This is a genomic window from Apibacter sp. B3546, from assembly GCF_009827885.1.
Classification (GTDB): Bacteria; Bacteroidota; Bacteroidia; order Flavobacteriales; family Weeksellaceae; genus Apibacter.
Map to the genome: position 1 here is coordinate 43239 of NZ_WINW01000037.1, position 24238 is coordinate 67476.

Here is a 24238-nt window from a genome sequence, read left to right on the forward strand (position 1 = left end):
GTTTAAAGGTGTGAAAATACAAAAGATTTTTGTTAGATTTTATTTTTTCGGAATATAAAATATAAGTATATATATCCAATTAAAGCAGAACATAGGGAGGAAAATAGAATCATAATTTTAGCATGAGTTATATAGTCGGCATGTATAGCCGGATTAAAAGCCAGTAAGGTAATAAAAATAGACATAGTAAATCCAATTCCACCTAAAAAACCGATTCCTATCATTTGCTTCCAATCTGTTTCCGAAGGAAGCCTACAAAATTTCAAAGCACAAGCCAGATAAGTAAATAAAATAATTCCTAAAGGTTTTCCAACGATTAAGCCAAAAAATATTCCAAGAGTGTACGATTGAGAGAAAAGCTCTTGAATATTTAATTGAATAGATAAGGCTGTGTTGGCAAGTGCAAAAAGAGGAAGTATTATAAAATTGACAGGTAATTGGAGTATAGATAGTAATTTCATGGCTTGACCATGGGGATTACCTCCTTCAAAGGGTATGGCAAATGCCAGTAGTATACCCGCAAGAGTTGCATGTACACCGGAATTAAGTAAGCAATACCAAATTCCTATACCGCCGATTATATATAAATATAAATGATTGATCTTTAGTTTTTTAAAAAGTAATAGTATCGTCCATATGAATAAGGCAAAAAATAAAAAGATCCAAGAAAGTTTTTTAGTGTAAAAAAAGGCTATAACCAAAATAGCCCCTAAGTCGTCAATTACAGCTAAGGCAGTAAGAAAAACACGGAGAGACAAGGGAATTTTTTTTCCTAATAAGCTCAATACCCCCAACGCAAATGCTATATCGGTTGCCATAGGAATTCCGGCGCCTGAAATGGTGTCTTTTCCGAAATTTAAATATGCATATATTCCCGCAGGAATAATCATTCCGCCTATAGCACCCAAAACAGGTAAAAGGGCTTGCGAACGATTGGAAAGTTTTCCAATATGTATTTCACGGATAAGTTCCAATCCCACCATTAAAAAAAATATACTCATTAACCCATCATTTATTAGCTCAGATACAGTTAAAGGCATCCCCTGTGAGCTAAAAAGATATTCATTTCCTAATTTGAAAGAAACTGATGTTTCCCAAAAATTATGATAGAAAGTGTGAAAAGTTGAATTTGACAATATTATAGAAAAGATTGTACACAAGATAAGAAGTATTCCTACGGACTTCTCATTATTCATAAAATCTTTAATCGTTTTTCGCATTCTACTCATTTATTGCTAATTACTGTATTGAATTATTAAGATTTGAATTATCGAGGATAATATATATAGCTAAAATATAATTTTTAAATTTATGTTCACTTATAAATCAAACGGTATACTATTAATTATTTAATTATAAAAATTGAGAAAAAGATAAAACGAACCTTTTCATGGGAATTAACACTCTATATGTCCAAAATAGTTAGCAATCTAATGGTATAAGTATTTTAACTACATTTGCATCATATCAGTATAATAAAAAGTAAAATATAAATGCAATCAGTTTTAAGAACATTTTTCGGTTATTTAGCCAGACCACAATTATATCCGGAATTAGTAAGAAAAATTTATAAAAATATTTTCGACAGAGGGAGCGCGGTTCAAGGAAAAAAAGAATCCGAAATATGGTGTGCAGAAAGAGCAATCAGTCAGCAAGATGCAATTTACCAGATTACAAAAAATGAATACTCTTTATATAAAGATTTTGCAGGACCAATGGAGGAGTCAAAAAAAATTGAGGCGGCTTGTCCGGTTAAAATGGGCGGAGCCGGAGCATTAGATCTTATCTACGCATTATGTGAATATACTCAGGCTAAAAATGTTATAGAAACCGGAGTAGCTTACGGATGGAGCTCTTTGGCGGCTTTATTGTCTTTACAAAAAAGAGGTGGAAATTTGTATAGTTCAGATATGCCTTATTTGGACAGGAATAATGATAAATTTGTTGGATGTGTAGTTCCTGATAATCTTAGAAACTATTGGAAATTATTTAGACAAGCAGATAAAGAATCCCTGCCTAAAATATTCAAAGAACAACAGACTTTTGAGATAGCCCATTATGACAGTGATAAAAGTTATAAAGGTAGAATGTGGGCCTATCCTTTACTATGGGAAAGAATAGAAAAAAACGGCTTTTTTATCAGTGATGATATTGGAGATAATTCCGCTTTTATGGATTGGGTAAATCAAAATCATTTGCAAACGGTAATTGTTGAATTTGAAGGAAAATATGTGGGAATTGTAAAAAAAGTATAGAGAAATAATTTCTTTATTAAAAAATAGTTATTTAAAATTTTACGGATTACTTCAAGTGTATTTTAATTTTTAATAATATAAATCGTATTATTTTTAGTCATGCAGACATATGAAGAAATTTTAGAGTGGTTGTATACCCAAGTTTCAAATTATCAAAATGTCGGGAATTCTGCATATAAGCCCGGATTTGAAAATATAATAAAACTGAGTGAAATTTTAGGAAATCCTCACAGAAAATTTAAATCCATACATATTGCGGGAACTAATGGAAAAGGGAGTGTTTCTAATATGACCGCCTCCATTTTAAAAGAAGCCGGGTATAAAGTGGGATTATTTACTTCTCCTCATCTTAAAAATTTCACTGAACGGATAAGGGTTGACGGAAAAGAATGCCCCGCAGAGTTTGTATATAATTTTTTAATTACTATTAGAGATCATTTTACTAAGGATTTTAATCCTTCCTTCTTTGAATTAACAACTGCTATGGCTTTTAGCTATTTTGCCAAAGAAAAAGTTGATATAGCTGTAATAGAGGTTGGAATAGGCGGAAGGTTGGATTCAACAAATATCATTACTCCCGAAGTATGTGCAATAACCAGTATATCGATGGATCATGTGGATTTATTGGGAGATACACTTGAAAAAATAGCCACAGAAAAAGCAGGGATTATTAAACCCGGAATTCCTGTAGTTATTGGAGAAGATAAGGAAGAGGTTAAAAAATTACTAGTCCATATTGCTCAAGAGCGTAATGCCGAATATATAGATGCGACAAAAAATAAGGTAAAATATCCATCAGATTTAAAAGGTATATATCAAGAAAAAAATAAAAAAACGGTAGTAAGTATCATCGATGTTTTAAATGATAAAGGATTTACAATATCTGTTGATCAGGTTAAAAAGGGCCTTTTGCATGTAAAAGATTCAATGAACTTTAGAGGAAGATGGGAATTATTGCAAAATGAGAATCCAATGATTATCTGCGATACAGCCCATAATGAGGATGGCTTTAAACAATTGGCCGAACAATTTAAACGGGTAACCTATAAAAAACTGAGAATTGTAATCGGCTTTGTAAAAGGTAAAGATTTAGATAAAATTTTTCCACTATTGCCGATTGATGCCCTCTATTATTTTGTAAAACCGGCTATTCAAAGAGGGCTACATCCCAATGAATATTCCGAAAAAATAGATTTATACTTCAAGAATTATCAAAAATTCGATAGTGTAGCAGAAGGATTTGATGCCGCTAAAACCCAGTCTGACAAAGAAGATTTGATTTTTATAGGAGGAAGTAATTTTGTGGTAGCAGAAATTTTTTAAAAAAATATTTGCAAGTATAAAAAATGAGCGTATATTTGCAATCCAATTACGGAACAAAGTAATAAAGAAAAGCTCTTAAATATCTTTGTTTTAAAGGGGCGATTAGCTCAGCTGGTTCAGAGCACCTGCCTTACAAGCAGGGGGTCGCAGGTTCGAATCCTGCATCGCCCACAACAAGAAAAACCTTGATTTTTTTCAGTTAAGGTTTTTTTGTTGGTACAGACCCATGGTGTAACGGTAGCACACCGGTTTTTGGTACCGTTTGTCGGGGTTCGAATCCCTGTGGGTCTACAACAAATTAAATGAAAAAGTATATTTGTAGGATTGTAAAAAATAATTACATTTGCACCGCAAATAGATAATGAAAAGAAAGAATTAAAATGGCAAATCATAAGTCAGCAATAAAAAGAATAAGACAGAATCACGTAAGAAGATTACGTAATAAGTATTATCATAAATCAGCTCGTACAGCTATTAAAGAATTAAGAGCTGAAACAGATAAAACTGTAGCGGTAGGTAAATTACCGGCTGTTTTTTCTCAGATTGATAAGTTAGCAAAAAGAAACATTATTCATAAGAATAAAGCGTCTAACTTGAAATCTAAATTAAACAAGCACGTTAACGCATTAGCGTAAATAAAAATAATAGTAGGCCCGTTCGTCTATCGGTTAGGACTTCAGATTTTCATTCTGGCAAGAGGGGTTCGACTCCCCTACGGGCTACTAATCTAAGGCTTAAGTTACTTTTGGTAATTTAAGCCTTTTTTTATGTAAATTAATTGTCATTTCAGGAAGTAAGAAATAATTATGAATAAATTAATTGTAATATTTTATAATGTTTATTTACTATTCGATTTAATGGCTTCTTATAATTCTCCAATGCTCAAATCTTTTTAATATAGAGACCTTTTGTTATTTAAAAAGTTTAGAATAACAATAAATGAAGCAAAATATCATTTTTTAAAATATATAGTTACTGGTTAAATCAATTGTATTATAATAGCACCCCCCTTTCAATAGCTAATTCTAATTCTTTTATACTAAGATCCTTTAATTCTTTTTCATAAATTAATCGTTGATAAAGAAAGATATTTACGATTTTATTAAATATACTTTTTAATATATCTAAAGCTGAATAGGTTTCAGGATAAAACCTTTCGTTAAATTTAAATTCATTGCTAATCGTTACATTAAATTCTTTCGTAAAATATGTAAGAAAATCATTTGCATCATGTCCAATTAATCCAAAATCTTCATATAATTTCATTTCAGGTTTAAATTGTATTTTATTCTCCCATTGGGATAATAAAACTTTCTCTAAAAATAATTGTAATTTATGATCAACCATATTTATTAAATTTATGATACCTCTAATTTTAACTACATCATTAATAAAATGATTATTTTTATTCAAAGACACAGAATGTCATTTGAAATTCGTAACTAGTTGTTTACGTATCTAATCCAATCAATACCATAGTCAATTCATATCAATCACTAAGAAAGTACACAGATCAATGCAGTACTTATAAATTTCAACTATGATAAGGAGGTGAATTAAATGGTTATAAGATAGGATTTTCGTTTTTTACTAAGTAATTGTTGGAGACACCTAATTAGGCAATATTAGGTTATTCAAAAGTATGTGATCTAATGTAGTATGATAAAGTTTTTATATTTTGTAAATGTATAAAAAGGCATAGTAAATTGCAAATATATATTTAATAAAAATACATTTATATTAATACAATGCATAACAACATAAATATCGACATATAATATAGTTTTATGAATATGCAAAAACTTACCATTTTTTATTAAAAATATGTATATAAAAGCTTTTAATTTGAATAGTTTGTTGATGAAATTTTCATTAAAACTAAAACTCATAAGGAATAGAATAAAATAAAAGTCCTGATTTCAATTGAAATCAGGACCATATGTTTAGTTAAATATTTGAGAAAAGCTATTCGAAGAGAATAACTTACTATGAAAAGAACTTTTTTTAATATTTTTATTTTAAGCTAGCTTAAAAAATATAATTTTGTTAATTTCATAAGAAGTTAACACATATTAGAGATTTTTAACCTTTAAAACATGTAAATTGGAATCTAATTCATAGAGTCTGGGCACTCCTGTAGCTATTTCAAATTTTATAATTTCTTCTGGAGTCATTTTTTCTAAATACATAACTAATGCACGTAAACTATTTCCATGTGCAGCTATGATTATGTTTTTTCCCTCCTTAATTTTTGGAACTATCTCACTTTCAAAATAAGGAATTACTCTTTCTGCAGTATCTTTAAGGCTCTCTCCATTAGGCGGAGCTACATCGTAACTTCTTCGCCAAATATGAACTTGTTCATCTCCAAATTTCTTAGCTGTTTCAGCCTTATTTAAGCCTTGTAGATCTCCATACATTCTTTCATTTAATGCTTTATCAAATTTCGTAGGTACATTTTTTATTCCGGCTTCATTCAACGCGATTTGTAAAGTTTCTTGAGCTCTTTTCAAAGCAGATGAATACGCATAATCAAAATGTAAACCTTTAAGCTGATCGCCGGCTTTTTTAGCCTCTTCTTTTCCTTTGTCGGATAATTCTACATCAACCCAACCGGTAAATTTATTTTCCAGATTCCAAACACTCTGACCGTGTCTCAGTAATACTAAAATTGCCATGATTACAAAATATTTATATTAACTATATTATCTTGAAATAATTGTGCCAATATAAAAATAATGACTATTAATTTACCCATAAATCTGATTAAAATTAAGAAGTAATGAAATAAGTGTTTAAGAAAATGTTAATTTTGAAATTATTTCAAAAAACGGAAAGAGTTAGTAATGAGAAAAAGTAGTTTACTTGTATCAATTCTAATTGGGATTTTTACTATGGCACAAAAACAAAATTTGACTCCTGAATTACTTTGGAGTTTAGGTAGGGTATCTATAGACGCTGTAAATGATACCGGAGACATTATTTATGGTGTTCAATATTATAATGTTGATGAAAATAACAGTACCAGAGATTTATATCATCTAAATCTAGATGGGCAAATTATCAGACTTAATGAAAGTAAAGACAAGGAAAAAGCATTATCTTTTCATTCACAAAATGAATTTATATATTCGGTGGGAGAAGATATCTATTCTTATAATCTAAAAACTAAGAAAACAGAAAAAATTAATAAAGAAAACGAAATTCTTTCCGGGTTACTTTATGCGAATAATTCCAACTATTTTGCTATATCTAAACCGGTAAAATTAGAAAAAGTTTTAGGCTCAGATATATATCCAACAATGGAAAAATCAGATGTGAAAGTTTATGATCATTTAATGTATAGACATTGGGATACCTGGAAAGATGGAAAATTTAAACATATATTCGTTGGTAGTACAAATGGAAGTTTAGTGGATATCAATAAGGATGAAAAATATAATTCCGAAGATTATTCATTTTCTCCGGATAGTAAATATTTAGTTTACCAATCCAAAAAACTTTTCGGAACTCAAGATGCAATTTCTACCAATACGGATATATACCTTTATGATATATTTTCACAACAAACGCAAAATTTAACTGTTGAAAATAAAGGATACGATACTAACCCTAAGTTTAGTCCACAAGGTGGAGTATTGGCGTGGTTGTCAATGAAAACAGACGGATATGAGGCAGATAAAAATGATCTAAAAATTTATGATTTGGCTACTCAGAAAACAATAAATTTAACTTCAACTTGGGATAATACGGTAATAGACTATGTTTGGGCTAAAAATGGAAAGAAAATTTATTTTTTGGCCGGTATCAACGCTACTAAACAATTTTTTGAGTTAGATATCAAAACAAAAAAAATCAGACAAATTACCAAAGGTCAGCATGATTATGTTAGCATACGTATCACCGGTGATTATTTGGTTGGAGAGCGTCAAGACATGAATCATGCGTCTGAAATTTATAAAGTAAATATTAAAACCGGAGTAGAAACTAAGTTAACTTCAGTAAATGATGACCTCTATCAAAAGATAAAAAGTTGTAGAGTTGAAGAAAGATGGATTGACACTACTGATGGAAAAAAAATGTTGGTTTGGGTAATATATCCTCCAGATTTTGATAAAAATAAAAAATACCCTACTTTATTATACTGTCAGGGAGGGCCTCAAAGTACGGTATCTCAATTTTACAGTTTCCGTTGGAACTTTCAGATTATGGCATCCAACGGTTATATTGTTGTAGCCCCCAATCGAAGAGGATTGCCTTCTTTCGGCGTGAAATGGAATGAAGAGATATCAGGTGACTGGGGTGGACAACCTATGAGAGACTATTTATCTGCTATTGATGAAGTTTCTAAAGAACCCTATGTGGACAAAAATCGTTTAGGTGCTGTAGGAGCCAGTTATGGCGGTTATTCGGTTTATTATTTAGCAGGTATTCATAAGAAAAGATTTAAAACTTTTATTTCACATTGTGGGGTATTTGACTTAGAATCCATGTATGGATCAACCGAAGAAATATTCTTTCCCAATTATGATATAGGTGGAGCTTATTGGGAAAATCCTCAACCCAAAGCTTATAAAGAATTTAATCCTATTAAATTAGTTTCTAATTGGGATACTCCTATATTGATTATTCATGGGGGAAGAGATTATCGAGTTCCTTATACTCAAGGGCTTGAAGCATTTCAAGCAGCGCAGTTAAAAGGCATAAAGAGCCGACTTTTGTATTTTCCGGAAGAAAGCCATTGGGTTCAACAACCTCAAAATGGTATAATTTGGCAAAAAGAATTTTTTAAATGGTTAAAAGAGACACTTTAGTTTTTAATTATCCATTCAATATAATAAAATCTTATTATATCTATTACAAAAGTTAAAATATATAAATAATGGTCTAAAAAAGGTTGGAAGATTTTTTTTTCCAACCTTTTTTTATAAATATAAAAAAAAACTTTTAATCAAGCTTGTTTATAAAAATTAAAGAAGGCAAGATTATTTTCAATTTATGGTAATATTTTATTCCATTAAAGATGTGAATGTTAAGTGTATTATTAAAATATAAAGGCTTAAATTGGTTATTAAAATTAAATGACATCACATAATAAATGCATTTATTTATTACATTTGAATATAATTTTTAAAGAATTAACTATGAGAAATTTTTTGTTTTTTTTATTATTTATATTTAATTGCCTGCCGATATGGTCTAAACAAATAGATCAGGAAGAAGCAAAACACATTGCTGAAAATTTTATAAATAATCAATTTTCAAACTTAAAGAGAAGTAATGGGTTTAAACTAGACTTAGTTTATACTGCAGAGAATGAAGTAAATAAGCTAAAGAAAAATCATTCCGAAAAGTATTATTATGTTTATAATATTGGAGCAAATCAAGGCTTTATTATCATTTCAGCAGACGATATAAATTATCCGATCATAGGATATTCCAATTCCGGATATTATGATGCAGCTAATCTTCCGGAAAATTTCCAATCTTGGATGAAAACCGTTGAATTGGGTATGCAACAAGCTTTTGATAACTCAACCAAGCCTACCAAAGAAATTGAAAAGGAATGGGAATTATATAGAATTTCAAAAAAAAGCATCCCAACCAGACTTACCGCATTAGAACCGCTTATTAAAACAAAATGGAATCAAAGAACACCTTATAATAGTCAAATTCCTTATGAAGTTCTTACCGGTTGTGTAGCAACGGCTACCGCACAGATTATGAAATTTCATCAACACCCTAAAAAAGGAACAGGTATCATTCCGGCTTATCAGACCATAGACCCCAGTAACAATGTAACCTATAATATACAGCAGATAGATTTAAAGCAATACGAGTATGATTGGGCAAATATGTTAAATGAATATTATAATTCACCTACTCTCAATTATACCAATGAACAAGCAAAGGCTGTAGGGCTATTAATGTATCATATAGGAGCAAGTGCCCAAATGAAATATGGAGTAAAAGAAAGCGGGACTTCAAGCCGGAAAGCTTTAAAGGCATTGTATACTTATTATGATTATGACAAAAGTATAGATTATATAATTCGAGGTAAATATTTCAGTAATTTAAATGAAATACCTATCAGTGATGAAGAATGGGAGGAGATAATAATAAAAGAATTAAATGAAGATAGACCCGTCTATTATTCAGGAAATACGGACAAAAATTCTGGACATGCATTTGTTTGTGATGGATATGATTCCAACGGACTCTTACATTTTAATTTTGGATGGGGAGGAAATCAAGACGGATATTATAATTCAAATGCCCCATTAGAATATAAATATGGCCAAAGTATAGGTATAAATATAAAACCCAATGAAGGAGGAGAAAAAGTAAATAAATATTTTGTAAATAAGCTTACAATTTCAACTAATAAAGTATATAAAGATGAATGTTTTGTAGAAAAACATGATTTATACAACATAAATATAGAAGATACGATTATATATAAAAATCAATACATGGCTTTATATGATCTTAACAATACAATGGTAACTCTACTTAATGAAAGTACAAATCCGAATAATTTTAACAATAATTATTATACGCTAAACAGTACTATTAAAGCAGGGAAGTATCGTTTAAAAGTAGTGGAAAAGAAAGGAGATGCGTATATACCAATTAAAACGGCTCAAAATGTAGATGATACAAGTATAATAGAATTACTGGATGGTGTTAAATCGCATAACCTTAATTTATTAAATAATAAAGTTCTTACGGCTAACATAAAACAAGCTAAACCTAAAGATTACCTGCAAGTAGAATTTTCATTTGGAAATAATCGATGTAAACCTTTTAATGGAACGATAGCTTTAGCTTTGACTAATGATGAGGATAAATTGATCTATATTCTTGGAAAAGATTTAATAAATAATTTAAGAGAGGGTTATTACTATGGATCATATATAATTTCAGGTTACATACCGGATGATATTGCTAATGGAGCGTATCGAATCAGGATCTTTGCACGTGAAAATGATGGTCAAGAATGGCAATTGTTGGATGGGGCAGCCGTTAATTATCTTCCTCTAACCGTTGTAAATGGAAAACTGGGAATAGAAGAACTAAAAAATGATACGAATGAGTTTCTAATCTACCCTAATCCGGTTAAAAATATCTTATATATCAAATCTGACTCGGAACAACAAATTAAATCCATTTCAATTTTTGATTTTTCAGGTAAAGAAGTATTGCAAAGCAATATAGATCTTACTAGCGGAGTAAATGTTAGCTCATTAAGTTCAGGAGCTTACATAATAAAAATTAAAACGTCTAAAGAAATAAAGAAATATAAATTTATTAAAATATAAATTTTACTTAAATTATCAGTAAAACATTTAAAATTTAAAAAAGGGTGAAGAAAATTCTTCACCCTTTTTTAGTAGTTAAAAAAAATTAATTTTATAAAATGAAAATTAATTAAAATTTAAGTATATTATTATGTAATTATATAATAAATAATCATAATATATATTTTTTTTAAAAATAATTCAATAAATAATTATTTATTTTATTAAATTTGAAGATAACTGAAAAATTTTATTATGAGAAAACTTTTATTATCTATTTTACTATTATTTATATTTAGTAATTTACATTTATGGTCAAAACAAATAGATCAAAAAGAAGCAAAACGTATTGCAGAAAATTTTATTAATAATCAATTTTCTAACCTAAAAAAAAGTCAAAGATTCCAATTACAATTAGTTTATACGGCAGAGAATGAAATAAGTAACTTAAAGAAAAATCATTCTCAAAAATATTACTATGTTTACAACATTGGAGCAAATCAAGGCTTTATAATCATTTCAGCAGACGATATAAATTATCCGATTATAGGATATGCCAATTCCGGATATTATGATGCAGCTAATCTTCCGGACAATTTCCAATCTTGGATGAAAACCGTAGAATTGGGTATGCAACAAGCTTTTGATAACTCAACCAAGCCAACCAAAGAAATTCAAAAAGAATGGGAATTATATAGAATTTCAAAAAAAAGTATCGAAACCAGACTAACTGCCTTAGAGCCGCTTGTAAAAACAAAATGGAATCAAGATGAACCTTATAATAGTCAAATACCTTATAAAGTTTATACTGGTTGTGTAGCAACGGCTACCGCGCAGATTATGAAATTTTATCAATACCCTAACAAAGGAATTGGTATCATTCCGGGCTATCAGACCACAGACCCTAGTAACAATGCAATCTATAACATTCCACAGATAGATTTACAACAATACGAATATGATTGGTCTAATATGTTAAATGAGTATTATAATTCACCCACTCCCAATTATACTAATGAGCAAGCAAAGGCTGTAGGGCTTTTAATGTATCATATAGGGGCAAGTGCTCAAATGAAATATGGAGTAAAAGCAAGTGGAACTTCTAGTGAGAAAGCATTAAAATCATTGTATACTTATTTTGGTTATGATAAAAGTATAGATTATATAATAAGAGGTCGATATTATAATGGTAATTTTAATGAAATACCTATCAGTGATGAAGAATGGGAGGAGATAATAATAAAAGAATTAAATGAAGGTAGACCCGTCTATTATTCAGGAAGTACGGAAAATAGATCGGGACATGCATTTGTTTGTGATGGATACGATTCCAACGGACTCTTGCATTTTAATTTTGGATGGGGAGGATATCAAGATGGATATTACAATTCAAATGCCCCATTAGAATATAAATATGGCCAAAGTATAGGCATAAATATAAAACCCAATGAAGGAGGAGAAAAAGTCAATAGATATTTTGTAAATAAGCTTTCGATTTCTAAAAATAAAGTATATAAAGATGAATGTTTTGTAGAAAAACATGATTTATACAACATAAGTATAGAAGATACCATTATATATAAAAATCAATATATGGCCTTATATGATCTTAACAATACAATGGTAACCCTACTTGATGAAAGTAATCATCCGTATAATTATAACAATAATTATTATACGCTAAACAGTACTATTAAAGCGGGGAAGTATCGTTTAAAAGTTGTGGAAAAGAAAGGAGAGGCGTATATACCTGTTAAAACGGCTCAAAATGTAGATGATACAAGTATAATTGAATTACTGGATGGTGTTAAATCGCATAATCTTAATTTATTAAATAATAAAAATCTTACGGCCAACATAAGACAAGCTAAACCTAAAGATTATCTTAGAGTAGAATTTTCATTTGAAAATAATCGATGTAAACCTTTTAATGGAAAAATAGTTTTAGCTTTGACTAATGAGAAGGATGAATTGCAATATATACTTAGAGAAAATTCAGTAAATAATTTCGGAGAAGGTCATTACTATGGATCATATATAATATCAGGTTACATACCAGATGATATAGTAAATGGAGCGTATCGAATCAGAATTTTTGCACGTGAAAATGATGGTCAAGAATGGCAATTCTTGGAAGGAGCAACCGTTAATTACCTTCCCCTAACCATTGTAAATGGCAAATTGGGAATAGAAGAGCTGAAAAATAAAACGAATGAATTTGTAATCTATCCTAATCCGGTTAAAGATATTTTATATATCAAATCTGATTCAGAACAACAAATTAAATCCATTTCAATTTTTGATTTATCAGGTAAAGAAGTATTGTGTAGCAATATAGATTCTTCTAATGAGGTAAATGTGAGTTCATTAAGTTCAGGGGCTTACATTATAAAAATTCAAACGACTAAAGAAATAATGAAATATAAGTTTATTAAAAAATAATTCATAAATTTAATATATAAATAAGCGTTTCCCAATAACCTAAAGGAAACGCTTTTTGCTATAAAAAACTATATAGATTTGTAATGAAAATGTTTGAAATTTTATTTATATCACTGCATTACTAATTAATAAATATCTCATTTAAAAAATCTGTATATTTGTCCTTATAGCATTTAAAAAAATAAAATAGATTAATAAAAATCTAAAGTAATAGGCCATGAATTTACATGAATATCAAGGAAAAGAAATACTTTCATCATTTGGAGTAAGAGTTCAAAGAGGAATAGTTGTTACTACACCGGAGAAAGCTGTAGAAGCAGCTAAAGATATGAATGATCAAACAGGTACCAATTGGTGGGTGGTAAAAGCTCAGATTCATGCAGGAGGAAGAGGAAAAGGAGGAGGAGTTAAATTGGCAAAATCATTGGATGAAGTTAAAGAAATCGCCTCCGAAATCATAGGAATGAATCTAATCACTCCACAAACGCTTAAAAAAGGTAAGAAAGTTCATCAGGTATTCATTGCGGAAGATATGTATTATCCAGGAGAGGCTACTATAGAAGAATTTTATATGTCTGTTTTATTAGACAGAGTGAAAGGTAGAAATGTAATTATATATTCTACAGAAGGAGGAATGGATATTGAAACGGTAGCAGAAAAAACTCCGTCACTTATATTTAATGAAGAAATTGACCCATCGGTTGGTTTACAAAATTTTCAAGCAAGAAAAATTGCTTTTAATCTCGGATTATCCGGAGAGGCATTTAAAAATATGGTAATATTTGTGACTGCATTATATAAAGCTTATATAAAAAGCGATGCTACCTTATTCGAGATAAACCCCGTTTTAAAAACATCAGATAATCAAATTGTGGCAGTAGACGCAAAAGTTACCATTGATAACAACGCTCTTTTCAGACATCCCGAATATGTAAAATTAAGAGATATAAGAGAAGAAGATCCTACCGAAGTACTAGCAGGAGAGGCAGGATTAAATTTTGTAAAACTAGAAGGCAATGTAGGATGTATGGTAAACGGAGCCGGACTAGCTATGGCAACGATGGATATCATTAAACTTTCAGGAGGAGACCCGGCAAATTTTTTAGATGTTGGGGGAACTGCAGACGCTGAAAGAGTAGAAAAAGCATTTAGAATAATTTTAGCGGATGATAGAGTACAAGCGATACTCGTAAATATATTTGGAGGTATTGTTCGTTGCGATCGAGTAGCACAAGGCATTTTAGATGCCTATAAAAATATGAGTGATTTTATAAAAGTGCCAATCATAGTACGATTACAAGGAACTAATGCAGAAATAGCTAAAAAAATGATTGATGAAAGTGGATTAAAAGTTATATCTGCTATTACCTTAGAAGATGCGGCAAATGAGGTTACAAAAGCTTTAGCATAATCATAAAAATAAATAGTAAAAAAGGCTATCAATGGATAGCCTTTCTTTATTATTATTGTAAAGGAGTCAAAAAGGGATAAGTTAACCATTGAAAGCTATTGGAATTTGTTTTTTTGACATAGCCAATACCCGGATAAGGAAGATGATAACCAAAAACAAGGGTTTTATCCCTGCTTAAAGTATCAAGAACGGAAATACGTGTTTTAACTGCCAAATCAAAATTCCAGTCAAAAGATGTTCCCCATTCAGGATGTGGGAATAATAATGCTCCATAATGAACTAAATCAGCAATATGGACCAATGATTCATTGTTGGAATAAATTGTTGAAATAATATGTCCCGGAGTGTGTCCCGGAGCTAATGAAAATGTAATGCAATTTAAAATGGTTTCCTTATCCTTAATAAATTTAATTTTCGATTTTATCGATTTTAATTTAGTACTGATTGCTTTAATACTTTCTTTTAATTCAGCTTCATTTCCTGATCGTTTAGACTTTGAAAAATCCTGTTTTTTACCCGTCCAGAAATCATATTCTTTTTTAGTTAAATAAATAGTGGCATTCGGAAAAACCGGTTTATTATCGGCAACCAATCCTCCAATATGATCTAAATGAGCATGAGTAATAACAATATCCGTAATTTGATCCGGTTTAATACCGACCACAGATAGGGCGTTAAGCAATTTTCCACCATTACCATTATTCTCTCCCGTTCCGGTGTCAAATAAAATTAAATGGTTATCCTTTTTTAATAATAAAACATTTAAGGCCAATTCTAATTTATCCGTTGGTAAATAATTGTCTGAAAGTATTTTATTAACCTCATCGGCTTTTGCTACAGGTGCTATTTCAGGTTGTACCGAGGGATTATAAAAGTAACCATCGGTAAGTAATACTCCTTGAATATCACCGATTTTCAAATTTTGGAATCCGGAATTATTAAAATTTTGAGCAGATGTCACCCTGGTAATTAAAAGGGTAAATACAATTAATTGATTTAAAAAAATTTTCAAATTAAAAGGTTTTTAAAGATTTCATTAGGAAGCTTTTAAAGTTAATATGGCTTTTTGTAAAATTAAGTTATTCGGAAAAGTTACCGGTAATCCCTCATCAGTACGTAGTACAACATAGAAAGCCTTAATATCTTCAACAGTTGCGGTGATTGGATTATCTTTGTCAATAATCTTTATAATGTCTCCTATTCGAAAAGGAACTGTGAAATAGATGATAAAACCCGCAGTTACATTGCTTAATAATGACCATTGGGCAAAAAAGGCGACACCTACTATCGCAAAAAAAGAGGCAAATGTAGCAAATATCCATTCCGGAGTAACTCCCCATATGGTTATAAGAAGAACAAAGCCCAAAATATTAATTAATATACTTGAATATTTAATCACTACACGTGTTCGTAATTCTTTAATATGGGTATGATTACCATATTTTAAAATTATTTTATTTATAATAAGTTTTAAAAAATATATCCCCATAATAACAATTATAGTAGCTATTAATTGAAGGTGATAATCTTTAAAAAATTTACTTAATAATTCCATTTTATATTATATCGTTTATTTTGTTTTTAAATATTCTTTGTAAACTAGTTTAATGCTGTTGGAAAGGCATTTTTTTCTCAAAATAAAAAAATCAATACTACTTTTTTAGAAAAAAATGTTTAGCTTATTTCATATATACACATAAGTTTTAAGGCTCATTTAAAAAAAGAAATATTCTCCTAAGATGAAATGTCTTATTTACAATACATTATTTATTATTAATGATAAGTTCGGCATTATGGTATATAATTATTATGAACTCGTTAAAACGAAGACAAATTTACAAACAAAATTCATCAATTTTTATTTAATTTAGAACTAATTTATCAGATTATAAAAATTTAATACCGGGATATGCTGAATTATATTATTTCATACGGTATTTTAATTATAAAATTTTACATTGTATTTTTGTACTACTTATGATTACTCAAGAAAATCTAAAAGAATTACAGACAAGGATAAACGATTTGTATGAATACTTGGAAATAGAAAAAAAGCAAGTAGAAATACAAAATGAAGAAGAAAAATCTGCAGATCCTTCATTTTGGGAAGATCCAAAAGAAGCAGAAAAAATATTAAAACAATTAAGAGCCAAAAAAAAATGGGTTGAAGAGTACCAGGAAATCCACGCACAATATGAAGACTTAGTGGTTTTATACGATTTTTTTAAATCAGGAGATATTTCCGAAGATGAAATAAATTCTCATTATAAAGCAGTTGTTACTTTGCTTGAAAATATAGAATTTAAAAATATGTTATCTTCTGAAGGTGACGATTTAAACGCTGTGATACAAATAACGGCAGGAGCAGGTGGAACCGAAAGCTGTGATTGGGCGAGTATGCTCATGCGTATGTATATTATGTGGGCTGAAAAACATAATTTTAAAGTAAAAGAGCTTAATTATCAGGCCGGAGATGTAGCAGGTGTTAAAACAGTAACATTAGAGATTGAAGGAGATTATGCCTTTGGTTATTTAAAGGGAGAAAACGGAGTGCATCGATTGGTTAGAATTTCACCGTTCGATTCCAATGCAAAAAGACATACGTCTTTTGCTTCTGTGTATGTGTATCCTTTAGTTGATGAATCCATTGAGATTCAGATTAATCAAGCTTCGCTTTCATGGGATACGTTTCGTTCCAGTGGAGCCGGAGGACAAAATGTTAATAAAGTGGAAACAGGAGTTAGATTACGCTATAAATATAAAGATGATGACACAGCAGAAGAAAAAGAAATCATCATTGAAAATACAGAAAGTAGATCCCAACTACAAAATAAGGAAAAAGCATTGCAATTATTAAAATCACGCTTATTTGAAATTGAACTTGAAAAAAGAAATGCGAAACGCGACGAAATAGAGGCGGGTAAAATGAAGATAGAATGGGGAAGTCAGATAAGAAATTATGTAATGCAGCCCTATCGATTGATTAAAGATGTTCGAACAGGTACTGAAACTTCAGATGTTGACTCAGTTATGAATGGTAATATAGATGATTTTTTAAAGTCGTATTTAATGTTGATGGGACAGAGACCTCAATAAGATACGATAAAATAAAATTATTTATATTTGTTTACAATAAAACTAAAAATATTTGATAAATTATGGGTATTATAATACTATTTGTTCTATTTATATTATTTTTTTTAGGCGCGCCTATATTTGTTGTAAAGCAACAAACATCAGTAATAATTGAAAGATTTGGAAAATTTAATTCCTCACGAAATGCAGGGATTAATTTTAAAGTTCCATTCATAGATAAGATCGCAGGAAGAGTCAATTTAAAAATCCAGCAATTGGATGTAATGATTGAAACAAAAACAAAAGATAATGTATTTGTCCACCTTAAAGTTTCAGTCCAATATCAAGTAGTTCAAACAGCAGTGTATGATGCATTTTACAAATTACAAAATCCATACGAACAAATCACTTCTTATGTTTTTGATGTAGTTCGGGCTGAAGTTCCTAAATTACGTTTAGATGATGTATTTGAAAGAAAAGATGACATAGCAATTGCTGTTAAAAGTGAATTGCAAGAAGCGATGCAGAGCTATGGGCACAGCATTGTGAAAGCCTTAGTTACAGATATAGATCCCGATGAGCAAGTTAAACAAGCAATGAATCGTATAAATTCAGCAGAAAGAGAAAAGGTTGCCGCAGAATATGAAGCAGAAGCAGAGCGTATAAAAATTGTAGCTAAAGCCAAAGCGGAAGCAGAAAGTAAACAATTACAAGGAAAAGGTATTGCCGATCAAAGGAGAGAAATCGCACGAGGTTTAGAGGAATCTGTTAAAGTATTAAACGGAGTAAATATAAACTCACAAGAGGCCTCTTCTTTAATTGTGGTTACTCAACATTACGATACATTAAGCTCCATAGGAGCCAGTTCTCGATCTAATTTAATATTGCTGCCTAATAATCCGAGTGCAGCAAGTGATATGTTAACTAATACAATTACTTCTTTTGTAGCTTCACAAAAAGTTAGCGATCAATTAAATGATAAACGATCCTTGTAATAAAATTAATTAAAGAATATAAAAAAAGAGGCATTGATTTCCAATGCCTCTTTTTTATGAAAATATATTAAATATTTATCCAAAAATTATTTTTTAGTGGCCTCCTTAATATCATTTTTAGAATCCTCAGCAGCATTTTTTACGCCTTCTTTAGCGTTATTAGCTGTTTCTTTGATATTATGGTTTTGATCGTTTGCTTCGTCCTTAACTTTATCTACAGCCTTGTCTAAGCTTTCTTTAGCTTCATGAGCTGTTTCTTTTATATGAGTGGTAGCAGAATCGGTAAAATTTCCAATTTTTTCACCTAAAGTTGCTGTATCTTTTGCAAGAGAATCAGCAGTTGAACTAGACGCATCTACATGATTAACTTGTTTTTTCTCACAAGCAATAAAAGAAATAGAAGTAATAGTAGCAATAGTTAAGATGTTTAAAATTGTTTTTTTCATAACGATAAATTTTTAAATGATTTTTTTGAAATTTAATTTATTTTTAGTTGCTCTCATCTAATGCTGAGCTGGGAGCAATTTCTTGCTGAGGTTGAGCATTCATGCCCGGGATAGCAGGATTGTTATTGTTCTTAAGGTTAGCAGAACTGTCTATAGGAGGAGCCGGCGCTATTTCTTGCTGAGGCTGAGCATTTAGTCCTTGCACGGAATTTATTTCATTAGTTTTATTTTTATGATTATTTTCACATGCAATGAAGGAGCTAGTTATACTAAGTAACGTGATGGCAGTAAATTTCAAAAAATTTTTATTCATCACTTAAGGTTTTTGTTAAGTTTTAAAAAAGTAAAAATTTACTTTCAGAAAAAAGGCTACAAAAAAGTTGTAACCTTTTGTGAATTTTGTTTAATTTAAACAAATTATTTTGCTTTTTCAGCTTCCTCAGCTTTAGGAGCAGCAGCTTCTTCAGCTTTAGGAGCTTCAGCTTTAACTGTGTCTGTTGCAGGAGCTTGAGTTTGAGGAGCTTCTTCAACCGCAGTAGAATCAACAGCTGGAGCAGCAGTTGCAGTAGAATCAGTTGTAGAAGCAGCATCACTACTAGCTTGTTTTTTATCACATGCGATGAAAGAAGTTGTTGCAATAACAGTTACAGCTGCAATGTTTAAGATTAGTTTTTTCATTTTTTAGTTTTTTTAATTATATATAATTTAAATTAGAGAAACAAATATAGGAGAGTTAAACTTTGTTGCAAGATTCAAATGCTTGTAATATTTTTGTAAAAACTGTTTTTTGGATTTTACAAAAAATATATACTGATTATCAGTGTGTTAAAATTATTTTACAAATGAAGGGTCAGGAAAAAATACTTTTTGAGCAATTAAAAAAGGAGGTTACCCAAACCTTTTTAGAAGATTTTCCTACCTTAAATCCTGACATTTCAAAATGGAAAGGATTAGACATTATATATTTTCAAGAACATTTAAGACAGAAAGTTAGAGGAAACGTTAGCGAAAAATGGTTCTATACCTATTTTAAATCTTCATTTGAAAAATTACCCAGAATTGATATGCTCAATTTATTAACTCAATATTGTGGATATAAGAGGGGATGGACAGAATTTCAGGAAAAATATCAATCTAAAATATCTCAAGACAATCCAACTTCACATGTGACGAATGGGCCATTGATAAACAAAACTGTTGGCGATGATAAAAAAAATTTTTTAGATAATGTAGAGGTAAAAATTAATGGTTATGATGATGAAGCTATACAAACAGAATCTTTAGGCATAAACGTAACTAAAAATAAAAATCATTCGTTTGGCATTAAAAAATTAATATATATACTGTTAGGATTGATCGCATTATTAGTTGTAGTTTTTTCAATAGATAAATATTACGAATATAGAAATACCTTCAAGTTTTGTTTTTATGATGCCGATAGAAGCTCTTTAATAAAATCCAAATTAGAAATAATTATCCAAAAAAATGGAGTATCTCCTGAATATTATACTGTTTCTAACGGTTGTTTTACCTATCGATCATCAACAGATACTCTCAAAATGACTATTAGCTCACCTATGTATAAAAAGGAATCTTTTGTAGTCGGACTTAAAGAAATAAGAGATAAGGGAGAAGATAATAATAGAAATTTTAAATTGAGACCTGATGATTATGCTATTATGTTATATTATTATTCAACAGGTGTAAACGATGCAGATGAAAATAAAAAATCGCAATTAATAAAACAAAGAAAAGAAGAATTAAATAAACTAATCGCTGATGATGCACTTATTTATCAAGTATACGATAATGAATTATTTGGTGTTGAAGTGCTGGATAAGAAAAAATACATTGACTTTATGACTACTCCTACTACCTCACTCAAAAATTATATTCTGATTAACAGCCAGATTAATAAGAACAAAAAAATAGATTTAATAAAATTCAAAATACAAAAAAATGAAAAATAAGCATATAATTCAAATTATTATAGTTTTTCTGATAATAGGTTTTGTAGCTTGTAAGAAGGAAAAATATTACGAAGGAGAAAAAGATCCCATTAAAATAAAAGAATATAACAATAAAAATTATTATGCTTCTGAAAAAATGGATTCATTGGCAGTAATATCACATATTACAGAACAAAAGTTACAAGAAGTTTATGATTTAGCTATTTTAGCAACCGAAAATAAATCAAACAAAGAGATTGATACTCTTATAGTTTCACAATTAAAAGGATATTTTCCTAAAAAAGACACGGTGTATGTGAGTAAAATTGTGAATAATTTGGATTCTTTAAAGGTAAAATATGTTACAATTGAACTTGAAAAGAAAAAATCAGATACCATTACTATTCTAAATGATTCAATAGGAGTAGTACATTATAAGGTTCATTATTATAATAATAAGAAAAAATATTTCTCTACTCAAAGATCCCAAGCAAATTATATTTTAAAAAAGAATCCGGAAAAATTTAAATCGGAATTTAAATTTTACTTTACCTCAATTGGAAAAACCGAACAATAATTGGGAGTTATAATATAATCCAAAGGTATATCCGATCTTGAAATATCGTTAATTGAATCCAAGGGTTCAAAAAAAGAAAGTCCAACTTTAGTGGAAGAAAGGTGGTTTTTAAGGAAGTTGTCATAATATCCTTTACCATATCCTACGCGATTTCCTAAAATATCATAAGCCAATAAAGGGGTAAATATGCAATCTATATTCTTAATTTGTATATTATCTTGATCTATCGGTTCAGGGATTCCCCACAGATTTTTTTCAAGTTTAGTTTCAGGAGTAAGTTCAAAATGTAATAAAGAATTATGATGGACTTTGGAGCAATAAACCTTTTTTTGATTAGCCCACAAATAATTTAGTATGAAAGAAGTATCAACCTCCTTTTTGTCAGAAATGGTTAAGAAAATGTGGTAAGAATTGTAGTCGGACAAAATAGATTTTTTCCACTGTAAAAAAATTTGCTCAGATTTAGATAATACCTGCTTTTTCGTAAGCAAAGATCTTAACATTAGAAAATTCTTACGAGCCTCTTTTTTTAACATGAATCATATTTTTTTTACGGAAATAATTTTAACAGGACAGGCTTTAGCCGCTTTATCTGCAGCCTCAAAACAATTGTTATCAGGATTTTTTAAAGTGAAAAAACCCTTTTTTTCAGTAGACCTTAGTAAAACAGATTTTCCATCTTTTTTAGACATGCGAAAATTTTCAGGATCAAACTCCGAACAATAATTGCATCCTATGCATTTATCTCTTTGCAATGTAATGATTACCATATTTTAATTAAAAATTCGAAAATCTACGCTTTAACAACTTTATATAATTTATCGGATGGACGTATTTTAAAACCAATAGGTAAAGTAAGTATATCTCCCTTTTTAGCTTCCTGAGCGGGTATATCATCGACCATCATCGAAGAAACTTCAGCTTCTTGTGAACCGGTAGTAGGTCCCTGAATTAATATTTTATCACCAACATTTAGACTATAAGCCTCAATCTCAAATTCACCGATTTTAGTTTTAGGGTAAAAATGTCGACCTTTTCCAATATAAACCTTTTTTTGTTTAGCATTAGATCCCGGATTATCAGACCATTCCCCTAATTTTTGCCCAAGATAATAACCGCTCCAAAATCCTCGGTTATAAACAGTTTCTAACTTTTTCATCCATTCGGTTACTGCTTCTTTAGTAAAAGATCCGGAAGCAATGGCATCAATGGCTTCTCGATAGCATTTGGTTACAGTAGCCACGTATTCCGGCGCCCTTCCTCTACCTTCTATTTTCAATACTTTTACCCCGGAATCAATAACTTGATCAAGAAAATCAATTGTACATAAATCTTTAGGGGACATCATATATTCATTATCGATTTCAATCTCAAAACCGGATTCTTGATCGATAACGGTGTATTTTTTTCTGCAATTTTGCTTACAAGCTCCTCGATTAGCAGAAGAATTATGAGAATGTAGACTCAAATAACATTTCCCCGATACAGCCATGCACAAAGCGCCATGTCCAAAAATTTCAATTTCAACTAATTTTCCACCCGGGCCTTTAATTTGTTCTTTATTAATTTGAGAAGTGATCTTTTTAATTTGACTTAAGCTCAATTCTCTGCTTAAAACCATGGTATCGGCAAATAAAGAATAAAATTTAACCGTTTCAATATTGGTAATATTTATTTGAGTTGAAATATGAACTTCCATTCCAATTTGTCTCGCATAAGCAATAACTGCTTGATCCATGGCAATAACTGCTGTTATGGAAGCAGACTTGGCTCGATCCAAGACTGTTTTTATTATGGATAAATCGTGATCATAAATAATTGTGTTCAAGGTCAAGTAGGTTCGTACCCCTTTTTGAGAACATCTTTTGGAAATTTCTTCCAAATCGTCTAAAGTAAAATTAACAGATGAACGCGCACGCATATTTAATTGCTCGACTCCAAAATAAATTGAATCTGCACCATTATCCAAAGCTGCTTGCAATGATTCAAAATTACCTGCCGGACACATCAATTCTATCTTTCCACTTTCTGTCATTACTGAATTAAAATTTTACGCAAAAATAATAAATATAACCTATATAAAAAGAAGCCTTTATTTAGGTTGGTAAACCATGATTAAAACCTTTCAATTTTTCACGGTTAATTTTAGCCTGTTAAATATTTATTAACGCATAAGATCATCTTAGAGAAAACCGTATCTTTGTAAAGAAATTGATATAATGATAAGGAAAATAGCAATATTCCCACTAGTTGTATTAATACGCTTTTATCAGATCGCTATATCTCCTTGGATGGGAAATAATTGCAGGTTTACTCCCACCTGTTCCGCATATATGTTGGAAGCATTAAAAATTCATGGACTGTTCTATGGATTTTGGTTGGGAAGTAAACGTATTTTTCGTTGTCATCCTTGGGGAGGAGAGGGGTATGATCCGGTGCCACATAAAAAACATAATTAAAACTA

General features: G+C 30.1%; 23 protein-coding genes and 3 tRNA genes. 15 read left to right on the forward strand and 11 right to left on the reverse strand.

Going from position 1 to position 24238, the window contains the following annotated elements; genetic code table 11:
- Positions 1-32 precede the first annotated feature (32 nt).
- The gene (gene nhaA, locus GFU93_RS08755; RefSeq protein WP_221411326.1) at positions 33-1229 is read right to left on the reverse strand and encodes a Na+/H+ antiporter NhaA; all 1197 of its coding nucleotides are present in this window, start codon (positions 1227-1229) and stop codon (positions 33-35) included.
- Positions 1230-1493: 264 nt separating this feature from the next.
- Here nhaA and GFU93_RS08760 point away from each other — a divergent pair, with 264 nt between their 5' ends.
- From GFU93_RS08760 to GFU93_RS08785, 6 genes are all read left to right on the forward strand, one after another.
- Positions 1494-2255: a class I SAM-dependent methyltransferase gene (locus GFU93_RS08760; RefSeq protein ID WP_160568806.1), complete on the forward strand. Its 762-nt coding sequence runs from the start codon at positions 1494-1496 to the stop codon at positions 2253-2255.
- 99 nt (positions 2256-2354) lie between these two features.
- Entirely contained in the window at positions 2355-3578 is a 1224-nt protein-coding gene (locus GFU93_RS08765; protein ID WP_160568808.1) for a folylpolyglutamate synthase/dihydrofolate synthase family protein, read from the forward strand.
- 96 nt (positions 3579-3674) lie between these two features.
- A tRNA-Val gene (locus GFU93_RS08770) sits at positions 3675-3749 on the forward strand.
- A 49-nt stretch (positions 3750-3798) separates the two neighbouring features.
- A tRNA-Gln gene (locus GFU93_RS08775) sits at positions 3799-3869 on the forward strand.
- Positions 3870-3958: 89 nt separating this feature from the next.
- Complete coding sequence (gene rpsT / locus GFU93_RS08780; protein ID WP_105296844.1) at positions 3959-4213, forward strand: 30S ribosomal protein S20; 255 nt, start codon at positions 3959-3961, stop codon at positions 4211-4213.
- A 15-nt stretch (positions 4214-4228) separates the two neighbouring features.
- A tRNA-Glu gene (locus tag GFU93_RS08785) sits at positions 4229-4300 on the forward strand.
- A 271-nt stretch (positions 4301-4571) separates the two neighbouring features.
- On the opposite strand, the gene GFU93_RS08790 is transcribed toward GFU93_RS08785, so the two are convergent.
- Together GFU93_RS08790 and GFU93_RS08795 are read right to left on the reverse strand one after the other, a co-directional pair.
- Positions 4572-4925: a DUF1493 family protein gene (locus GFU93_RS08790; protein ID WP_160568810.1), complete on the reverse strand. Its 354-nt coding sequence runs from the start codon at positions 4923-4925 to the stop codon at positions 4572-4574.
- A gap of 725 nt (positions 4926-5650) precedes the next feature.
- Positions 5651-6256 (reverse strand): 2,3-diphosphoglycerate-dependent phosphoglycerate mutase, encoded by a 606-nt coding sequence (locus GFU93_RS08795; protein WP_160568812.1) that lies wholly within the window; start codon positions 6254-6256, stop codon positions 5651-5653.
- 168 nt (positions 6257-6424) lie between these two features.
- Here GFU93_RS08795 and GFU93_RS08800 point away from each other — a divergent pair, with 168 nt between their 5' ends.
- From GFU93_RS08800 to sucC, 4 genes are all read left to right on the forward strand, one after another.
- Positions 6425-8392: a S9 family peptidase gene (locus tag GFU93_RS08800; RefSeq protein ID WP_160568814.1), complete on the forward strand. Its 1968-nt coding sequence runs from the start codon at positions 6425-6427 to the stop codon at positions 8390-8392.
- 330 nt (positions 8393-8722) lie between these two features.
- Complete coding sequence (locus tag GFU93_RS08805; protein WP_160568816.1) at positions 8723-10900, forward strand: thiol protease/hemagglutinin PrtT; 2178 nt, start codon at positions 8723-8725, stop codon at positions 10898-10900.
- A 234-nt stretch (positions 10901-11134) separates the two neighbouring features.
- Positions 11135-13321 (forward strand): thiol protease/hemagglutinin PrtT, encoded by a 2187-nt coding sequence (locus tag GFU93_RS08810; protein ID WP_160568818.1) that lies wholly within the window; start codon positions 11135-11137, stop codon positions 13319-13321.
- Positions 13322-13538: 217 nt separating this feature from the next.
- Positions 13539-14732, forward strand: a complete 1194-nt coding sequence (sucC, locus tag GFU93_RS08815) for an ADP-forming succinate--CoA ligase subunit beta (protein WP_160568820.1) — start codon at positions 13539-13541, stop codon at positions 14730-14732.
- Between the two features lie 52 nt (positions 14733-14784).
- On the opposite strand, the gene GFU93_RS08820 is transcribed toward sucC, so the two are convergent.
- Both GFU93_RS08820 and GFU93_RS08825 read right to left on the reverse strand, forming a co-directional pair.
- Positions 14785-15744 (reverse strand): MBL fold metallo-hydrolase, encoded by a 960-nt coding sequence (locus tag GFU93_RS08820; RefSeq protein WP_160568822.1) that lies wholly within the window; start codon positions 15742-15744, stop codon positions 14785-14787.
- A 24-nt stretch (positions 15745-15768) separates the two neighbouring features.
- Positions 15769-16287, reverse strand: coding sequence for a mechanosensitive ion channel family protein (locus GFU93_RS08825; RefSeq protein ID WP_160568824.1), 519 nt, complete (start codon positions 16285-16287; stop codon positions 15769-15771).
- Positions 16288-16709: 422 nt separating this feature from the next.
- Between GFU93_RS08825 and prfB the strand changes: the two genes are divergently transcribed.
- Positions 16710-17828 (forward strand): peptide chain release factor 2, encoded by a 1119-nt coding sequence (gene prfB / locus GFU93_RS08830; RefSeq protein ID WP_160568826.1) that lies wholly within the window; start codon positions 16710-16712, stop codon positions 17826-17828.
- 62 nt (positions 17829-17890) lie between these two features.
- Complete coding sequence (locus GFU93_RS08835; protein ID WP_160568828.1) at positions 17891-18802, forward strand: SPFH domain-containing protein; 912 nt, start codon at positions 17891-17893, stop codon at positions 18800-18802.
- 86 nt (positions 18803-18888) lie between these two features.
- On the opposite strand, the gene GFU93_RS08840 is transcribed toward GFU93_RS08835, so the two are convergent.
- The 3 genes from GFU93_RS08840 to GFU93_RS08850 form a co-directional block, all read right to left on the reverse strand.
- The gene (locus tag GFU93_RS08840; protein ID WP_160541657.1) at positions 18889-19248 is read right to left on the reverse strand and encodes a hypothetical protein; all 360 of its coding nucleotides are present in this window, start codon (positions 19246-19248) and stop codon (positions 18889-18891) included.
- 43 nt (positions 19249-19291) lie between these two features.
- Positions 19292-19561 (reverse strand): hypothetical protein, encoded by a 270-nt coding sequence (locus GFU93_RS08845; protein ID WP_160556893.1) that lies wholly within the window; start codon positions 19559-19561, stop codon positions 19292-19294.
- Positions 19562-19665: 104 nt separating this feature from the next.
- Positions 19666-19926, reverse strand: coding sequence for a hypothetical protein (locus GFU93_RS08850; RefSeq protein ID WP_160568830.1), 261 nt, complete (start codon positions 19924-19926; stop codon positions 19666-19668).
- A gap of 164 nt (positions 19927-20090) precedes the next feature.
- On the opposite strand from GFU93_RS08850, the gene GFU93_RS08855 reads away from it, so the two are divergent.
- The gene (locus GFU93_RS08855; protein ID WP_160568832.1) at positions 20091-21218 is read left to right on the forward strand and encodes a hypothetical protein; all 1128 of its coding nucleotides are present in this window, start codon (positions 20091-20093) and stop codon (positions 21216-21218) included.
- On the forward strand, positions 21208-21774 hold the full coding sequence (locus GFU93_RS08860) for a hypothetical protein (RefSeq protein WP_160568834.1): 567 nt from the start codon (positions 21208-21210) through the stop codon (positions 21772-21774). Before GFU93_RS08855 ends, GFU93_RS08860 begins: the two co-directional genes overlap by 11 nt.
- Here the strand turns inward: GFU93_RS08860 and GFU93_RS08865 are convergent.
- The 3 genes from GFU93_RS08865 to GFU93_RS08875 are packed head-to-tail and all read right to left on the reverse strand — an operon-like array spanning position 21741 to position 23809.
- Entirely contained in the window at positions 21741-22310 is a 570-nt protein-coding gene (locus tag GFU93_RS08865; RefSeq protein ID WP_160568836.1) for a 5-formyltetrahydrofolate cyclo-ligase, read from the reverse strand. The two genes, GFU93_RS08860 and GFU93_RS08865, sit on opposite strands and share 34 nt — an antisense overlap.
- 3 nt (positions 22311-22313) lie before the next feature.
- Positions 22314-22544, reverse strand: a complete 231-nt coding sequence (locus GFU93_RS08870; RefSeq protein ID WP_105296827.1) for a ferredoxin — start codon at positions 22542-22544, stop codon at positions 22314-22316.
- Positions 22545-22567: 23 nt separating this feature from the next.
- Positions 22568-23809: a U32 family peptidase gene (locus tag GFU93_RS08875; RefSeq protein WP_160568838.1), complete on the reverse strand. Its 1242-nt coding sequence runs from the start codon at positions 23807-23809 to the stop codon at positions 22568-22570.
- 184 nt (positions 23810-23993) lie between these two features.
- On the opposite strand from GFU93_RS08875, the gene yidD reads away from it, so the two are divergent.
- Entirely contained in the window at positions 23994-24233 is a 240-nt protein-coding gene (gene yidD / locus GFU93_RS08880; RefSeq protein ID WP_160541664.1) for a membrane protein insertion efficiency factor YidD, read from the forward strand.
- The last annotated feature ends 5 nt before the right edge of the window (positions 24234-24238 follow it).

What these genes read in the sequence shown, in the direction of transcription:
- nhaA (WP_221411326.1), bottom strand. Translation starts at nt 1,229, where the DNA reads ATGAGTAGAATGCGAAAAACGATTAAAGATTTTATGAATAATGAGAAG.
- GFU93_RS08760 (WP_160568806.1), top strand. Translation starts at nt 1,494, where the DNA reads ATGCAATCAGTTTTAAGAACATTTTTCGGTTATTTAGCCAGACCACAA.
- GFU93_RS08765 (WP_160568808.1), top strand. Translation starts at nt 2,355, where the DNA reads ATGCAGACATATGAAGAAATTTTAGAGTGGTTGTATACCCAAGTTTCA.
- rpsT (WP_105296844.1), top strand. Translation starts at nt 3,959, where the DNA reads ATGGCAAATCATAAGTCAGCAATAAAAAGAATAAGACAGAATCACGTA.
- GFU93_RS08790 (WP_160568810.1), bottom strand. Translation starts at nt 4,925, where the DNA reads ATGGTTGATCATAAATTACAATTATTTTTAGAGAAAGTTTTATTATCC.
- GFU93_RS08795 (WP_160568812.1), bottom strand. Translation starts at nt 6,256, where the DNA reads ATGGCAATTTTAGTATTACTGAGACACGGTCAGAGTGTTTGGAATCTG.
- GFU93_RS08800 (WP_160568814.1), top strand. Translation starts at nt 6,425, where the DNA reads ATGAGAAAAAGTAGTTTACTTGTATCAATTCTAATTGGGATTTTTACT.
- GFU93_RS08805 (WP_160568816.1), top strand. Translation starts at nt 8,723, where the DNA reads ATGAGAAATTTTTTGTTTTTTTTATTATTTATATTTAATTGCCTGCCG.
- GFU93_RS08810 (WP_160568818.1), top strand. Translation starts at nt 11,135, where the DNA reads ATGAGAAAACTTTTATTATCTATTTTACTATTATTTATATTTAGTAAT.
- sucC (WP_160568820.1), top strand. Translation starts at nt 13,539, where the DNA reads ATGAATTTACATGAATATCAAGGAAAAGAAATACTTTCATCATTTGGA.
- GFU93_RS08825 (WP_160568824.1), bottom strand. Translation starts at nt 16,287, where the DNA reads ATGGAATTATTAAGTAAATTTTTTAAAGATTATCACCTTCAATTAATA.
- prfB (WP_160568826.1), top strand. Translation starts at nt 16,710, where the DNA reads ATGATTACTCAAGAAAATCTAAAAGAATTACAGACAAGGATAAACGAT.
- GFU93_RS08835 (WP_160568828.1), top strand. Translation starts at nt 17,891, where the DNA reads ATGGGTATTATAATACTATTTGTTCTATTTATATTATTTTTTTTAGGC.
- GFU93_RS08840 (WP_160541657.1), bottom strand. Translation starts at nt 19,248, where the DNA reads ATGAAAAAAACAATTTTAAACATCTTAACTATTGCTACTATTACTTCT.
- GFU93_RS08845 (WP_160556893.1), bottom strand. Translation starts at nt 19,561, where the DNA reads ATGAATAAAAATTTTTTGAAATTTACTGCCATCACGTTACTTAGTATA.
- GFU93_RS08850 (WP_160568830.1), bottom strand. Translation starts at nt 19,926, where the DNA reads ATGAAAAAACTAATCTTAAACATTGCAGCTGTAACTGTTATTGCAACA.
- GFU93_RS08855 (WP_160568832.1), top strand. Translation starts at nt 20,091, where the DNA reads ATGAAGGGTCAGGAAAAAATACTTTTTGAGCAATTAAAAAAGGAGGTT.
- GFU93_RS08860 (WP_160568834.1), top strand. Translation starts at nt 21,208, where the DNA reads ATGAAAAATAAGCATATAATTCAAATTATTATAGTTTTTCTGATAATA.
- GFU93_RS08865 (WP_160568836.1), bottom strand. Translation starts at nt 22,310, where the DNA reads ATGTTAAAAAAAGAGGCTCGTAAGAATTTTCTAATGTTAAGATCTTTG.
- GFU93_RS08870 (WP_105296827.1), bottom strand. Translation starts at nt 22,544, where the DNA reads ATGGTAATCATTACATTGCAAAGAGATAAATGCATAGGATGCAATTAT.
- GFU93_RS08875 (WP_160568838.1), bottom strand. Translation starts at nt 23,809, where the DNA reads ATGACAGAAAGTGGAAAGATAGAATTGATGTGTCCGGCAGGTAATTTT.
- yidD (WP_160541664.1), top strand. Translation starts at nt 23,994, where the DNA reads ATGATAAGGAAAATAGCAATATTCCCACTAGTTGTATTAATACGCTTT.